The following is a 14,704-nucleotide window of genomic DNA, read 5'->3' as shown; positions in this document are numbered from 1 at the left end:
GAAATTAGTTTGGGCCCTGATGGTTCGGGGGCTAATCTGGCGCCCGTGAACATGGGACCGCTCGTCCGCTACCCCGACGCGCTGCAACAGGCGCCGCTCGGCCGGCTGATCTCGATCGCCGGCCACGTCGTCGAGCAGCACTGGGGGCGCTACCTGGCCGAGCACCACGGCCTCACCTCCGCCGGCATGCGGGTGCTGATGATCCTGCTGCGGGCCGGCGACATCACCCACCGCGAGATGGCGGAGCTGTGCTTCGTCCGGCCCGCCACCCTCACCGGCATCGTCGACACCCTGGAACGCGACGGCTTCGTCAGCCGGCGGCGCAACCCGGAGGACCGGCGTGCCGTCCAGCTCACGCTCACCGACAAGGGCCAGGAGCACGCCCGCGCGATCATCGACCTGATCCACAGCGACCGGCCGTTGACGTCGGTCGACGCCGACCCGGCCAAGCGGGCCGTCATCCGCGAATTCCTGACCGAAATCATCACCGGCATGTCCGACGGGGACCTCCGTCGGTTGAACCGGGACAGCGAGTCCGACACCGAGTCGCCAACGGGGAGACATCCGTGCTGATCCGCCTGCTCCGCACACATCTACGCCCGTACCGACGACTGCTGGCCGCCGTGGTGGCGCTCCAGTTCGTCGGCACGATGGCCTCGCTCTACCTGCCCAGCCTCAACGCCGACATCATCGACCGGGGCGTCGCCCGCGGCGACACCGACCAGATCCTGCGGACGGGCGGCTGGATGCTGGTGGTCAGCCTGCTCCAGATCGCCTGCTCGATCGCCGCGGTCTACCTCGGCGCGAAGACCGCGATGGGCTTCGGCCGCGACGTCCGCAGGGCGATCTTCGGGCACGTCAACCGCTTCTCCGCCCGCGAGGTGGCCCGCTTCGGCGCGCCGTCCCTGATCACCCGCAACACCAACGACGTCCAGCAGGTGCAGATGCTGGTGCTGCTCAGCTGCACCATGCTGGTGGCCGCGCCGATCATGAGCGTCGGCGGCGTGGTGATGGCGCTGCGCGAGGACGTCGGCCTCTCCTGGCTGATGCTGGTCTGCGTACCGGTGCTGGCCGTCGCGCTGGGCCTGATCATCCGCCGGATGGTGCCGGGCTTCCGGCTCATGCAGACCCGGATCGACACCGTCAACCGGGTGCTGCGCGAGCAGATCACCGGCATCCGGGTGGTCCGGGCGTTCGTCCGCGAGCCGTACGAGACCGACCGCTTCCAGGGGGCCAACGCCGACCTGACCGCGACCGCGCTGCGCATCGGCCGACTCCAGGCGCTGATCTTCCCGATCGTGATGCTGGTGCTCAACGTCTCCAGCGTGGCGGTGCTCTGGTTCGGCGCGGCCCGGGTCGACTCCGGGGAGATCCAGGTCGGCGCGCTCACCGCGTTCCTGCAGTACCTGATGCAGATCCTGATGGCGGTCATGATGGCCACCTTCATGCTGATGATGGTGCCCCGGGCGGCGGTCTGCGCCGAACGCATCGAGGAGGTGCTGGACACCGACTCCTCGGTGGTGCCGGCGGCCGACCCGGTGACCGAGGTCGCCGGACGCGGCGAGCTGGAGCTGCGCGGCGCCGGCTTCCAGTACCCGGGCGCCACCGCGCCGGTGCTGCGCGACATCTCGTTCCGGGCCCGACCGGGCCGCACCACGGCGATCATCGGGTCCACCGGCGCCGGCAAGACCACGTTGCTGACGCTGATCCCCCGGCTGGTCGACCCGACCGCCGGCGCGGTCCTGGTCGACGGCGTGGACGTGCGCGACCTGGCCCCGGACGAGCTGTGGCGGCGGATCGGGCTGGTGCCGCAACGGCCGTACCTGTTCAGCGGCACGGTGGCGAGCAACCTGCGCTACGGCAACCCGGACGCCACCGACGCGGACCTGTGGGCGGCCCTGGAGATCGCCCAGGCGCGCGACTTCGTCGCCGAGATGCCGGGCGGGCTGGAGGCGCCGATCGCGCAGGGCGGCACCAACGTCTCCGGCGGCCAGCGGCAACGCCTGGCCATCGCCCGCGCGCTGGTCCGCAAGCCGGAGATCTATCTCTTCGACGACTCCTTCTCCGCGCTCGACCTCGGCACGGACGCCCGGCTGCGGGCCGCCCTCAAGCCGGTCACCGCGGACGCGGCGGTGGTGATCGTGGCCCAGCGGGTCTCCACGATCGTCGACGCCGACCAGATCATCGTGCTCGAGGACGGGGGTGTCGTCGGGATGGGACGGCACGAGGAACTGCTGGAGAACTGCCCGACGTACGCCGAGATCGTGGCGTCCCAGCAGACGGCGGAGGTGACCCTGTGAGTGACACGAGAGCTGTGCCGCAGCAGAAGGGCGAGCCGAAGCGGCTGCCTCCGGCCGGACGGCGGCCCGGCGGCCCGCCGCACATGAACATGGGCATGCCGGCCGAGAAGGCGATGCGGTTCGGGCCGTCGGCGCGGCGGCTGCTCGGGCGGCTGCGCCCGTACCGGATCCAGCTCGTCGGTGTGCTGGCGCTGGCGCTGGCCAGCGTCGGGCTGAGCGTGATCGGGCCGAAGGTGCTCGGGCACGCCACGGACCTGATCTTCAACGGGGTGATCGGGCGGCAGTTGCCGGCCGGCACCAGCACCGAGGCGGCGGTGGCCGCGGCCCGGGCCGCGGGCAACGGCAACTTCGCCGACATGCTGGCCCGGATGGACGTGGTGCCCGGCGCGGGCATCGACTTCGACCGGCTGGGCCGGGTGCTGGCGTTCGCGGTCGCGCTCTACGTCGCCGCGAGCGTGCTGATGTGGGCGCAGGGCTGGGTGCTCAACGGCGTGGTGCAGCGCACCGTGTTCCGGCTCCGCGCCGACGTGGAGGACAAGCTCAACCGGCTGCCGCTGCCGTACTTCGACAAGCAGCCGCGGGGCGAGCTGCTGAGCCGGGTCACCAACGACATCGACAACATCTCGCAGACCCTCCAGCAGACGCTGAGCCAGCTGCTCACGTCGCTGCTGACCGTCGTCGGCGTACTCGGGATGATGTTCTGGATCTCGCCGCTGCTGGCGACGGTGGCCCTGGTCGCGATCCCGCTGTCGGTGATCGTCACCGGTCAGATCGCCAAGCGGTCGCAGCGCAAGTTCATCGCCCAGTGGACCCACACCGGTGAGCTGAACGCCCAGATCGAGGAGGCCTACACCGGGCACGAGCTGGTCAAGGTGTTCGGCCGGCAGAAGGAGGTCGAGGCCGCCTTCCACGCCAAGAACGAGGAGCTGTTCAAGGCCAGCTTCGGCGCCCAGTTCGTCTCCGGGATCATCATGCCGGCGATGTTCTTCATCGGGAACCTCAGCTACGTCGCCATCGCGGTGGTCGGCGGGCTGCGGGTGGCCTCCGGCGCGATGAGCCTCGGCGACGTGCAGGCGTTCATCCAGTACTCGCGGCAGTTCACCCAGCCGCTCACCCAGGTCGCGTCGATGGCCAACCTGCTCCAGTCCGGGGTGGCCTCGGCCGAGCGGGTCTTCGCCGTGCTCGACGCCGACGAGCAGAGCGCCGACCCGGCCGAGCCGGCCCGGATCGCCGACCCGCACGGCCGGGTCGAGTTCGAACACGTCTCGTTCCGCTACGACCCGGACAAGCCGCTGATCGACGACCTCTCCCTGGTCGCCGAGCCCGGGCACACCGTGGCCATCGTCGGTCCCACCGGCGCCGGCAAGACCACCCTGGTCAACCTGGTCATGCGGTTCTACGAGCTGGACGCCGGCCGGATCACGCTGGACGGGGTGGACATCAGCACCCTGCGCCGGGACGACCTGCGCGGACGGATCGGCATGGTGCTCCAGGACACCTGGCTGTTCGGCGGCACCATCCGGGACAACATCGCCTACGGGCGGCCGGACGCCACCGAGGAGGAGATCCTCGCCGCCGCCCGGGCGACCTTCGTGGACCGTTTCGTCCGCAGCCTGCCGGACGGCTACGACACCGTCATCGACGAGGAGGGCAGCAACGTCAGCGCCGGCGAGAAGCAGCTCATCACCATCGCGCGGGCGTTCCTGGCCGAGCCGTCGCTGCTGATCCTGGACGAGGCGACCAGCTCGGTGGACACCCGCACCGAGGTGCTGCTCCAGCGCGCCATGGCGGCGCTGCGCTCCGACCGGACCAGTTTCGTCATCGCGCACCGGCTCTCCACCATCCGCGACGCCGACCTGATCCTGATGATGGAGCAGGGCCGGATCGTCGAGCAGGGCACCCACGACCAGCTGGTCGCCGCCGGTGGCGCGTACGCCCGGCTCTACCGGGCCCAGTTCACCGGCGCGGTGATCTCCGACGAGGTGCCCGCGCCGACGCCGGGCGGTCCGCCGGCCGGGGTCCGGCCCACCGGCGCGCCGGTCGGGAACTGACGTGGACCCGGCGACACCTGCGACACCGGCCGCCCGGGTGACGGCACGTCACCCGGGCGACCCCGGCGTCGGGCCGGGCTCAGGCCGGCGGGAGCAGGTCGGGCGACCGGCTCGCGACCACCGCGCCGACCAGCCCCACCGCCGCGGCGGTGGGCATCGGGGCGAGACCGCGCCCGTCGCGCAGGCGCAGCGAGACCGACCCGTCGGCCGCCTCCCGGGCACCGACCACCCCGACGTACGGGACGCGTCGGCGGGCCGCGTCCCGGATCCGCGCGCCCAGCGAGCCCGATTCGTCGACCTCGGCCCGCAGGCCGGCGCCCTCCGCCTCGCGGCGGAGCCGGTGGACCGCGTCGGCCTGCGCGTCGTCCACCGGGAGCAGCACCAGCTGCACCGGGGCGTACCAGGCCGGGAACGCGCCCTCGTGCACCTCGATCAGGTAGGCGAACAGCCGCTCCATGCTGCCGACCAGGCTCCGGTGCACCATCACCGGCCGTTTCCGCCGCCCGTCCGAGTCGGTGTACGACAGGTCGAACCGCTCCGGCTTGTCGAAGTCGAGCTGGACGGTGGAGATGGTCGACTCCCGGCCGCCCGCGTCCACGATCTGGATGTCGATCTTCGGGCCGTAGAACGCGGCCTCGCCCGGCGCCTCGGTGACGTCCACCCCGTCGAGCGCGGCGCGGAGCAGCTCCTCGGCCCGCGCCCACCCGGCGTCGTCGCCGACGTACCGCTGGTCCGGCCCGCGCAGCGACAACCGGAACCCGGCCGGACGGACGCCGAGGGCGGCGTGCGCCTCGCGGATCAGCCGCAGGATCTCCCGCACCTCGTCGCCGACCTGCTCCAGGGCGCAGAAGTTGTGCGCGTCGTTGAGCGAGATGGCCCGCACCCGGGACAGCCCACCGAGCACCCCGGAGCGCTCGGCCCGATACATCCCGCCCAGCTCGGCGACGCGCAGCGGCAGTTCCCGGTAGGACCGGCCCCGGGCGGCGAAGACCAGCGCGTGGTGCGGGCAGAGCGCCGGGCGGAGCACGAACTCGTCGTCGGCGCTCAACCGCATCGGCGGGAACATGTCGTCGGCGAAGTAGCCCAGGTGCCCGGAGCGTTCGAACAGCTCCCGTTTGCCCAGCGGAGGCGAGTAGACGTGCCGGTAGCCGGCCCGACGCTCCAACTCCCGTACGTACTCCTCGACGGCGTGCCGGGCGGCGGCGCCGGCCGGCAGCCAGATCGGCAGCCCGGCGCCCGCGAGCGGGTCGGAGACGAACAGCTCCAGCTCCCGGCCGAGCCTGCGGTGGTCGATCATGTCGCTCTCCTTGATCAGGTACGACCCGGAGGCGAGCGGGACCGGGACGCCGCGAGGCCCCGGAGCGGATCGCCCCGGGGCCTCGTCGACGGAAACGTCAGTGCGGCGCGCCGGGAACACCCGGCGTCGTGGTCACCTCAGCACTGCGCATGCCCCGACGGTAGGCGCGCGGACGTCGACGGCGCACGTGAGTTTCGGGGAGTGGGTGCGGGTCGCCGGCACGGGACCTGCCGGCGACCCGCGGCGGCCCGGGCATCGAGAACGGGGGACCCGACGGCTCCGGTGCCGCGTCCCGTCAACGGTACGCCGGTGAGCGTGAATCCGCCGCCCCGCTCGACGCCCGTCGCACCGGTTGTCCGTCACCCCGGGAAGGGTCGCCTCGTTGCAGATCGACGGCCCACCGGTGTCGACGGTCACCACGGGGCAGGGCCGGTCGCGGTGACGCGGGACACGGCGTCAGGCTCGGTGCGGTCGAACGGGGAACTCCGGCGAGGTGGCGGTCGTGGCCGAACTCATCTCTGACGTCGCGTCGCCCATGTGGGCGTACGCGCTGCTGCTGACGCTGCTGGTCGCCGACGCCTTCGTCCCGGTGGTGCCGACCCAGGTCGTCATGATCACCAGTGGGGCGCTGACCGTCTACGGCGGGCTCAACCTGCCGCTCACCATCGCGGTCGGCGCGGTCGGCGTCTTCGTCGGTGACCTGGCCTGCTATGTGCTCGGCCGCACCGCACCGGCCCGTCGGGCAGCCCGGCACGCCGCGCCGGGGCGGGCCCGCCGCGCCGTCGCCCGGGCCACCCGCCGACTGCGCGAGCCCGGACCGCTGGTGATCCTGCTCTGCCGCTTCGTGCCCGGCGGCCGGATGGCGGCGTGTTTCTCGGCCGGCCGCAGCCGCTACCCGTACCGACTGTTCCTGACCTACGAGGCGGCGGCGGCCACCGGCTGGGCCAGCTACGGCACGCTCGTCGGTCACCTGGGCGGCACGGCGCTGACCGAGTCGGCGTGGCGGCTGCTGCTGATCGGCGGGCTGGCGGCGGCCGGGTTCGCGGGGGCGGGCTGGGCCATGACCTGGATCAGCACCCGCCAGACCCGCACCGAGGCCCCCGCCGACTGACCCTCGCGCGGCCACCCAGGATCTCCGCCGGACGCCCCACCGACTGGGCGTCGGATTCTTTCCGCGACTCCGGCGCGTCCGGGGCAACGGCACATATAAGTCCTGCTTATATGTGGGGTCGTCCCGTTGGCGGACGAACGGTTCCCGGAGCACCTGATCAGCTTGAAGGAAGATCAGTCATGAGCGATGGGTCGAACTGGCGCGACGTCAAGGCGAAGGCCCGGGGGGTCGACCCCTCCTGGGACGATGCCGACCGGGTGGCCCGGCGTGGACGACTCAGGGAACAGATGCTGGCCGCGGTCAGTGGCGCCCAACTGGCGGAGATCCGGAAGCAACTGGGCATGACACAGGCTCAACTGGCGGAGGCGGCGGGCCTGTCCCAGGCCCGGATCAGCCAGATCGAGAACGGCGAGAGCGTCAATCTGGAGATCCTCCGCGCCTACGTGACCGGGCTGGGTGGCCACCTCGACGTCGTGGCCAGGATCGGCAACATCCGGCTCGACGTGGCGTGACGCCGGGCGGCTTCCGCTAGGGGACGACCCGGGGATCGAAGTGGGTGGCGGTCCCGGATCCGCCTGGGGTCGTTCCGGCGACAGGCTTGGCCCATGCGTGGAGCCCGGAGAAGCGGCCTGCTGGCCCTCGGCGGGATCGCCCTGGCGGCGGTGCTCGCCGTGATCGGTCACCTCGAGGTGAACGACGACCTGAGTCCCTGGTCGCTGACCGTCAGCGACTTCGCCGTCTCCGACCGGGGCGGCGTCATCGACACCGCGATGGCGGTCCTCGCGGTGGCCAGCGCCGTACTCCTTCCCGCGCTGCGCCGGGCGGGCGCCGGTCGGGCGGCGGTCGTGCTGCTGGTCGCCTGGTCGGCCGGACTGCTGGCCGCCGCCGTGGTGCCCACGAACGAGCCGGGCCTGCCCATGGACACCGCGGCCTACGTGCACCGGTACGCGTCGGTCCTGTCGTTCCTGGCCCTGCCGGTCGCCGGCTGGCTGCTCGCCCGCCGGCTCGGCGCCGCGCCCGCCGGTTGGCTACGCGCGTGGACGGTGGCGAGCCTGCTGCTGGCCGCCGCGATGATCTGGTCCGCCTACCCCGGTGACCGCGCGTTGATCGGCCTGGCCGAGCGACTCCTGATCCTCGCCGAGACCGCCCTCCTGACCACCGTCGCCCTGCACCTGACGCGGGTCGCCGCGCTCACGCCGGCCCGTGGAACATGAGCCGACGGGCCGGAACCGCGGGGTTGCCCGGCTAGTCCTCGGGGACGTGGCGGGTGAGGACGCAGAACTCGTTGCCCTCGGGGTCGGCGAGCACGGCCCAGCCCTTCGACGGTCCGTCGCGCAGGTCGGCCACCAGAGTGGCGCCCAGCGAGAGGATGCGGTCCACCTCCTCCTCACGGCTGCGGTCGGTGGGGCGGAGGCAGAAGTGCATCCGGTTCTTCACTGTCTTCGGTTCCGGGACCCGGGCGAAGATGATCTCCCTGGAATCGGGGCCGACCAGCCAGCACTCGTCGTCGTCGGGCCCCATCTCCTCCGGGTTGAGCAGCTGGAAGTCGTCGAGCACCGCCGACCACCAGGTGACCTGCGCATAGGGGTCGATCGAGTCGAAGCAGAAGTTGGAGGTACGAGAGGCCATGGGGCTGATCCTTCACAGGTCGGCACGGGGGTGACAACGGCATTACGGGCGTCGACGGTCACTGGGCCCGTGACCGTCGAGTAGGGGGGCCAGCACGTCGCCGACCCACGAGGCCAGGGTGGTGGGCGTGCTCGTGTGGACGGTGCGCGCCTGTTCGGGGGTGAAGCCGTCGCGCATCCCGCTGGACATCCCGATGAGGGCCTCGATCCGGGCCTCGCTCATACCGGCGGCGGAGAGCAGTTCACGCATCGAGTCGTCGGAGATCCGCTCGGCCCGCAGTCGATGGCCGGTGACGGCGGTGACGGTCTCGGCGACCTGGGTCCAGGTCAGGTCGGCGGGCCCGTGCACCGCCCGTACGCACCGTCCCGTCCAGGCGTCGGCGAGGAGCCTGGTGGTGGCGACCTCGGCGACGTCGCGCGGTGCGACCCACGGGATCGCGTGGTCCACCGGCAGCAGGACCGGGATCGTCCCGCTGCCGATGGCGTCGACCTGGAGTTCCAGGTTGCTGAAGAACATGCCGCAGCGCAGGTGGGTGACCGATGCGGCGGTGGCGTCGAGCGCCTCCTCGGTCCGGGCCAGCCCGTCGATCTCGCCGACGCCGTGCCGTTTCTCGGCTCCGACGCTGCTCTGGAAGACGACCCGGCCGATGCCGTTCTCCCGCACGGCCCGGATCACGCTGTCGGTCGCCCGCGCGTACTCCGCGAGTGGGTCGTCACCGGCGGGCGGCGGATCGACCCAGAACAACGCGGTGACGCCGGCGGTGGCCGCGACCACGGCGTCGACGTCGTGCTGGTCGACCGCGACGACCTCCACCTCCGCGCGGATGTCGGGCTTCATCCGCTCCGGCCGACGGGCCAGCACCCGTGGCCGGACACCGGCGCGGATCAGCATGGCCACCACGTGGCGGCCCACATTGCCCGTCGGAGTCGTCACGGCGATCGTCATCGGCACTCCCTCGAATCGGGTCGGGCGGACGATCACCACGCTAGAAGCAGTGCCGGCCGTCTGGCGTCCGCCACTTCTGACATGGTGGCGCCATGGCCGACGACCCCACCGAGCGGACGCTGTTGCTCCTCGCCCTGCTCCATTCGCGCTCCGGCTGGACCGTCGAGGAACTCGCCGGCCGCCTCGGGGTGAGCGGACGGACCGTGCGGCGCGACGCCGACCGGCTGCGCCGGCTCGGCTACGGCGTGGTGGCGCGCCCCGGTCCCGGGAGCAGCTACCGCCTGGTCCCCGGCGTCGCACTGCCGCCACTGTTGTTCGACCCCGACGAGATCAGTTGCGTGGTGGCGGGGCTCCGCCTGATCGAGGGCGCCATGCCGGGCGACGACGCCCCGGCCCGCGCGCTGGCCAAGCTCGACCGGGTGCTGCCCCGCGCCCTACGTCGCCGGGCCGCGGCGACCATGCTCGCCGTCACCGTTCCGGAGATCGACGACCCCGGCATCAACGCCCGCGCGGTCGGCGTCGTGGCCGACGCGGTGGCCCAGGGCCGGAGCGTCCGGTTCACCTACCGCGACGACCACGACCGGCCGACCACCCGCCTGCTGATCCCCCACCGCCACGTCCACCGTCGCGGTCGCTGGTACCTCATCGGTTACGACGTCGACCGCGACGACTGGCGCGTCTTCCGACTCGACCGGGTGCACGACCTGGAGGTCGTGGCCACCGGTGACGAGGCGCCCGATTTCCCCGACGCCTCCGCCGGTCGCTGGCTCGCCACCGACTTCGGCCGGCGCTCGACCCACGCACCCAGGGGCGCAGGCGAGCGGAGCTGAGCGTGGGCGGTGGTCGGCCGGGGAAGAGAATCGAGGACATGCGCGCTCGACACACCGGATGGAGAGAAGCGATGGAACCTGTGTGGATCATCTTCGTGATCGCGGTCGTCATCGTGGGGGTGATCGCGTGAAAGTCATTCCATGGGCGATGACGAGCACCATCCAGGGCCACGCGATGGGGCGGCCCTGGATTCTGACCGTCGACGTCGCGCCAGAGGGGACCCGGCTCTCCGGTCGCTGCGCCCTTGCGGCAACCGGACAGCTGCACCTCCGACGACCAGCCGGGGTCGGGCGCGGCGTTCAGGCCACGTCGGCGCGGGTTCCGGCCAGGCGGGCGCGTGCCGTCACCGCGAGTCGACCCAGGGCCGCCAGGACGACCAGCGCCAGACCGGTGTCGAGAAGCGCCGCGATGTCCGGCGCCCAGAGCGGCACCTGGCCGAGCGTCACCCCGAAGGCCGCCGGCAGGGCCAGCAGCCCACCTCCGACCAGCACGAGGCCGACCAGCCAGCCGGCCAGCCCGACCACCGCACGGCGTCGCGACCACACCGGCCCCGGCGGCCGGGCCAACCGCCGGAGCGAGAGGGCGAGGATCGCCACCAGCGCCAGGCATACCGCGCTCAGCGCGGAGAGGATCGTCGGGTACGACGGCTCCCCGCCGTGCGGCTCCGGCTCGACACCCGACAGCAGTGACGCCAACCCCCACGCGGTGTCGAGCAACCGGGTCTCCTGGAAGTTGCCGTAGACGTTCTGCAACACCACCACCGCCCGTCCCTGTTCCGGCAGCAGCACGAGCCCGGCCTGGTAGCCGGGCGCAGCCCCTCCGTGCCAGACCATCGGCTGGTCACCCCCGAAGACCGGCCAGGTACGCCAGCCCAGCCCGTAGCTCCGGTCGTCGCCGGTGACAACTTCCGGATGGCGCAGGGCCGCGCGTTGATCGGGAGTCAGCACCCGGCTGCCGTCGAGGTTGGCCTCGACGAACGCGACGGCGTCCCGCAGCGAACCGCCGAGGTAGCCCGAGCTGAGCCCGGCGGGATCGAACGCGGTCCGGAACGCCCGGGGTTGGCCGAGGACGTACCGGTGGCCGGGCGGAAGCCGGTCCGCCGCGTCGTCGGCGTCGACGATCGCGGTGTCCATGCCCGCCGGCACGAGCAGCCGCTCGCGCAGCACTTTCGCGAAATCGCGGCCGGTGGCCTCCTCCACGACCGCACCGAGCAGCATGTAGTTCAAGCTCGAGTAGACGTGCTTCGCGCCGACGTCGGCGGCGAGACGGACGTCGGCGAGGTCATCGACGACGTCCCCGGGGCGCCGGTCGGCGTCGTAACGGTCGGTGAGGTCCATCCGCTCGGGAATGCCGCCGGTCTGGCTCAGCAGGTGCCGCAGGGTGATCGTGCGCGCCTCGTCGTCGGCCATGGCGAAGCCCGGCAGGTACGTCGTCACGCGCTCGTCGAGGTCGAGTTCCCCGGCGGCCGCCATCCGCACCACCAGGCTCGCGGTCACCGGCTTGGCCAGGGAGCCCCAGAGGAACGGGGTCGTGGCGGTGACGGCCTCGCCGTCACCGTCCTTGCCGAACGTCTCCTGGCGCTCCACCCCGTCCGGCCCCACCACCGCGTAGGCGAGTCCGGGGACGCCCGCGCGCTTCATCTGTCCGGTGACGAAGGCGTCCAGTTCACCGGGCCCCACCGAGGCACGTGCGGTGGGACGTTCAGGTGCTGCGGCACCGATCGGAAGGACGACCAGCAACAGTCCGCCGAGGATCGACCCACGTAACCATACGCTCATATGGCAAACCTTAACCATATAGCTGTATGGTTTTCAAATGCCTCGCGTCGTGGACCACGAGGAGCGACGTACGCTCATCGCCCGTACATTCCAGCGCCACGTCCTGGTGCACGGGCTCGCGGCCACCACGTTCGCGCGCGTCGCCGCGTCGGCCGGAATCTCGGTCGGACTCATCCAGCACTACTTCACCAACCGCGACGAGCTGCTCCGCTTCGTCTACCTCGACGCGTTACGCCGCCGCGACGACCGGATCGTGGCGCACATCGCCGAGGGCGAGGCCGCCGAACGCCCGATCCGCGACATGCTCGCCGCCGCCGTACGCGAACTGCTCCCCCTCGACGGCACACGGACCGCGGAGTTCCACATCACCCAGAACCTCCTCACCCAGGCCCTCCACGACCCCGAGATCGCCGAGGTCGCGGTGCGCGCCGATCGCGACCTGCACCTGCGCGCGTCCGTCGCGGTGCGCAACGGCAAGAAGTGCGGTGAGGTCGAGCCCGACGTCGACGCCGACACAGCCGCCGCCCGCATCCTCGCCACCGCGCACGGTCTCGCCATCCGGCTGGCCCTGACACGACCGCCCACGGCCACGGCGTCGACCGGACACGTCGACGCCGTGCTCGGCCCGATCCTCGCGGCCGTCTTCACCGGCCGCTGCCACCACCACGACCGGTCACGATCGAATCCGGACGGCTCCGGGGAGTCGTGACGCGGGTCGTGTCCACGCTCACTCCAGCTCGTGGAGCATGAGCTGCCGGGCGGCCTCGGTGATCGAGCCGGACAGGCTCGGGTAGATCGTGATGGTCTGGGCCAGCTCGTTGACGGTGAGGTTGTTCTCCACCGCCATGGTGATCGGCAGGATCAGCTCGCTGGCCTTGGGCGCCACCACCACGCCGCCGATGACCTGGCCGCTGGCCGGCCGGCAGAACAGCTTGACGAAACCGTCGGCCAGGTCGTCCATCTTCGCCCGGGCGTTGCCGGACAACGGCAGCATCACCTGGCGGGCCGGGGTCTTGCCGGCGTCCACCTCGTCCTGCGAGACACCGACGGTGGCCAGCTCCGGGTCGGTGAACACGTTCGCCGCGACGGTACGCAGCCGCAGCGGCCGGACCGCCTCGCCGAGCGCGTGCCACATGGCGATCCGGCCCTGCATGGCCGCGACGCTCGCCAGCAGCAGCACGCCGGTGCAGTCGCCGGCGGCGTAGATGCCGGGCACGTTGGTGCGCGACACCCGGTCGACGGTGACGTAACCGCCCCGGGACAGTTCGACGCCGTATTCCGCCAGGCCCAGGTCGGCGGTGTTGGGGATCGAGCCGACCGCGATGAGCGCGTGCGAACCGGTGACCTGGCGACCGTCGGAGAGCACGACCTCCACCCCGTCGGCGGTACGGCGGACCGCCTCGGCGCGGGAGTTGTTGAGGATGCTCATGCCCCGGTTGCGGAACACCCGCTCGATCGCCATCGCGGCGTCGGCGTCCTCGTGCGGCATCACCCGGTCGCGGCTGGAGACCAGCGTGACCTGGACGCCCATGGCCAGGTAGGCGCTGGCGAACTCCGCGCCGGTGACGCCGGAGCCGACCACGATCAGGTGCTCGGGCAGCTCGGGCAGGTCGTAGACCTGGCGCCAGGTCAGGATGCGCTCGCCGTCCGGTACGGCGGTGGGGAGCTGACGCGGGGTCGAGCCGGTGGCGACCAGCACCGTCGAGGCCTCGATCGAGTACGGCTCGCCGCCGCCGGCCGGGGTGACGATCACCCGGTGGGTGTGCCCGAGCGCGTCCTCGCCGAGGCGCGCGGTGCCGGCGACGAACTCGACCCCGGCCTTGACCAGCTTGGTGTGGATGTCGGCGGACTGGGCCAGGGCGAGGCGCTTGACCCGCTCGTGCACCGCCCGGGCGTCGACCGTGACCGCCTCCAGGCCGTCGGAGTGCACCCCGAACTCCTCGGTGTCCCGGTAGCCGGTCACCACCTCCGAGCTGGCGATGAAGGTCTTTGAGGGTACGCAGTCGGAGAGCACGCAGGCGCCGCCGGCGCCCGCCGCCTCGACCACGGTGACATCGGCGTCCAACTGGGCGGCGACCAGGGCCGCCTCGTACCCGGCCGGCCCGCCGCCGATGATCACGATCTGGCTCACAGAGCCGTCCCTTCGTTCGCGACTGCGGGGCTCCGCTCCGCTGCACTCCTCGCGCTCACGGCAAACGCCCCTCGTCTGTGCTCACAGTGACTTTCTTCTCCCCGTCGCGTCCGACACGCACCGTCGTATTCTCCCCCACCCGCCGACCGGGCTATCGTCGTCGCCGTGCGTCTCTACGCCGCTTACGGCTCAAACCTGGACCCCGCTCGCATGCGCGCCTACTGCCCGCATTCGCCGATGGTGGGCACCGGCTGGCTGGAGGGGTGGCGGCTCACCTTCGCGGGCGAGGACGTCATCGGCTGGGAGGGCTCGGTCAGCACCGTGGTGGAGTCCCCCGGTGACCGGGTCTTCGTGGCGCTCTACGACATCCACCCGTACGACGCGGCCCAGCTCGACGAGATCGAGGGCGTGACCGCCGAGACCTACCGCCGGCTCACCGTGCGCGTCTCGACGCTGGACGGGGACGTGACCGCGTGGGTCTACGTCTTCGACGGCTACGAGGGCGGGCTGCCGACCTCGTGGTACCTGTCGGAGATCGCGAACGCGGCCGAGAAGGCGGGCGCGCCGGACGACTACGTCACCGAGCTGCGGTCCCGCCCCACCGGCACCGCGTCCGCGTAGCGCGTCTCCC

At 72.0% G+C, this 14,704-nt stretch carries 14 protein-coding genes; 9 read left to right on the top strand and 5 right to left on the bottom strand.

What is annotated here, in order from left to right; genetic code table 11:
* The first annotated feature begins 51 nt into the window (after positions 1-51).
* The 3 genes from ACN27B_RS13935 (at position 52) to ACN27B_RS13925 (ending at position 4,351) form a co-directional block, all read left to right on the top strand.
* Positions 52-573 carry a MarR family winged helix-turn-helix transcriptional regulator gene (locus ACN27B_RS13935; protein WP_098743715.1) on the top strand — a complete coding sequence of 174 codons (522 nt, stop codon included), beginning with the start codon at positions 52-54 and terminating at the stop codon, positions 571-573.
* A complete protein-coding gene (locus tag ACN27B_RS13930; protein ID WP_422745307.1) occupies positions 567-2,300 on the top strand; it encodes an ABC transporter ATP-binding protein in 1,734 nt (577 codons plus the stop codon). The genes ACN27B_RS13935 and ACN27B_RS13930 overlap by 7 nt, the downstream gene beginning before the upstream one ends.
* 95 nt (positions 2,301-2,395) lie before the next feature.
* A complete protein-coding gene (locus ACN27B_RS13925) occupies positions 2,396-4,351 on the top strand; it encodes an ABC transporter ATP-binding protein (RefSeq protein ID WP_422745966.1) in 1,956 nt (651 codons plus the stop codon).
* Positions 4,352-4,430: 79 nt separating this feature from the next.
* Here the strand turns inward: ACN27B_RS13925 and thrS are convergent, their stop codons facing one another.
* Complete coding sequence (gene thrS, locus ACN27B_RS13920; RefSeq protein WP_371682301.1) at positions 4,431-5,663, bottom strand: threonine--tRNA ligase; 1,233 nt, start codon at positions 5,661-5,663, stop codon at positions 4,431-4,433.
* Positions 5,664-6,150: 487 nt separating this feature from the next.
* On the opposite strand from thrS, the gene ACN27B_RS13915 reads away from it, so the two are divergent.
* From ACN27B_RS13915 to ACN27B_RS13905, 3 genes are all read left to right on the top strand, one after another.
* Positions 6,151-6,759: a DedA family protein gene (locus ACN27B_RS13915; protein ID WP_099164780.1), complete on the top strand. Its 609-nt coding sequence runs from the start codon at positions 6,151-6,153 to the stop codon at positions 6,757-6,759.
* A 179-nt stretch (positions 6,760-6,938) separates the two neighbouring features.
* A complete protein-coding gene (locus tag ACN27B_RS13910) occupies positions 6,939-7,271 on the top strand; it encodes a helix-turn-helix domain-containing protein (RefSeq protein ID WP_091582238.1) in 333 nt (110 codons plus the stop codon).
* 93 nt (positions 7,272-7,364) lie between these two features.
* Positions 7,365-7,973: a DUF998 domain-containing protein gene (locus ACN27B_RS13905; RefSeq protein ID WP_098743718.1), complete on the top strand. Its 609-nt coding sequence runs from the start codon at positions 7,365-7,367 to the stop codon at positions 7,971-7,973.
* A 31-nt stretch (positions 7,974-8,004) separates the two neighbouring features.
* Here ACN27B_RS13905 and ACN27B_RS13900 read toward each other — a convergent pair whose 3' ends face one another.
* Both ACN27B_RS13900 and ACN27B_RS13895 read right to left on the bottom strand, forming a co-directional pair.
* Positions 8,005-8,388, bottom strand: coding sequence for a VOC family protein (locus tag ACN27B_RS13900; RefSeq protein WP_422745304.1), 384 nt, complete (start codon positions 8,386-8,388; stop codon positions 8,005-8,007).
* A 42-nt stretch (positions 8,389-8,430) separates the two neighbouring features.
* Complete coding sequence (locus ACN27B_RS13895; RefSeq protein ID WP_422745302.1) at positions 8,431-9,333, bottom strand: NAD(P)H-binding protein; 903 nt, start codon at positions 9,331-9,333, stop codon at positions 8,431-8,433.
* 92 nt (positions 9,334-9,425) lie between these two features.
* On the opposite strand from ACN27B_RS13895, the gene ACN27B_RS13890 reads away from it, so the two are divergent.
* On the top strand, positions 9,426-10,163 hold the full coding sequence (locus ACN27B_RS13890) for a helix-turn-helix transcriptional regulator (RefSeq protein ID WP_091582250.1): 738 nt from the start codon (positions 9,426-9,428) through the stop codon (positions 10,161-10,163).
* A gap of 300 nt (positions 10,164-10,463) precedes the next feature.
* Here ACN27B_RS13890 and ACN27B_RS13885 read toward each other — a convergent pair whose 3' ends face one another.
* Positions 10,464-11,843, bottom strand: coding sequence for a serine hydrolase domain-containing protein (locus ACN27B_RS13885; RefSeq protein WP_422745299.1), 1,380 nt, complete (start codon positions 11,841-11,843; stop codon positions 10,464-10,466).
* A gap of 136 nt (positions 11,844-11,979) precedes the next feature.
* On the opposite strand from ACN27B_RS13885, the gene ACN27B_RS13880 reads away from it, so the two are divergent.
* On the top strand, positions 11,980-12,651 hold the full coding sequence (locus tag ACN27B_RS13880; RefSeq protein WP_091582257.1) for a TetR/AcrR family transcriptional regulator: 672 nt from the start codon (positions 11,980-11,982) through the stop codon (positions 12,649-12,651).
* Positions 12,652-12,669: 18 nt separating this feature from the next.
* Here the strand turns inward: ACN27B_RS13880 and ACN27B_RS13875 are convergent, their stop codons facing one another.
* Positions 12,670-14,073: an NAD(P)H-quinone dehydrogenase gene (locus ACN27B_RS13875; protein WP_099162598.1), complete on the bottom strand. Its 1,404-nt coding sequence runs from the start codon at positions 14,071-14,073 to the stop codon at positions 12,670-12,672.
* A gap of 165 nt (positions 14,074-14,238) precedes the next feature.
* Between ACN27B_RS13875 and ACN27B_RS13870 the strand changes: the two genes are divergently transcribed.
* Positions 14,239-14,694: a gamma-glutamylcyclotransferase gene (locus tag ACN27B_RS13870; RefSeq protein WP_046566454.1), complete on the top strand. Its 456-nt coding sequence runs from the start codon at positions 14,239-14,241 to the stop codon at positions 14,692-14,694.
* Positions 14,695-14,704: the final 10 nt, after the last annotated feature.

The sequence above is a fragment of the Micromonospora sp. WMMD754 genome (assembly GCF_049315235.1).
In the GTDB taxonomy this organism is placed as follows: domain Bacteria; phylum Actinomycetota; class Actinomycetes; order Mycobacteriales; family Micromonosporaceae; genus Micromonospora; species Micromonospora sediminicola.
This window is presented reverse-complemented; position numbering and strand designations above follow the sequence as displayed.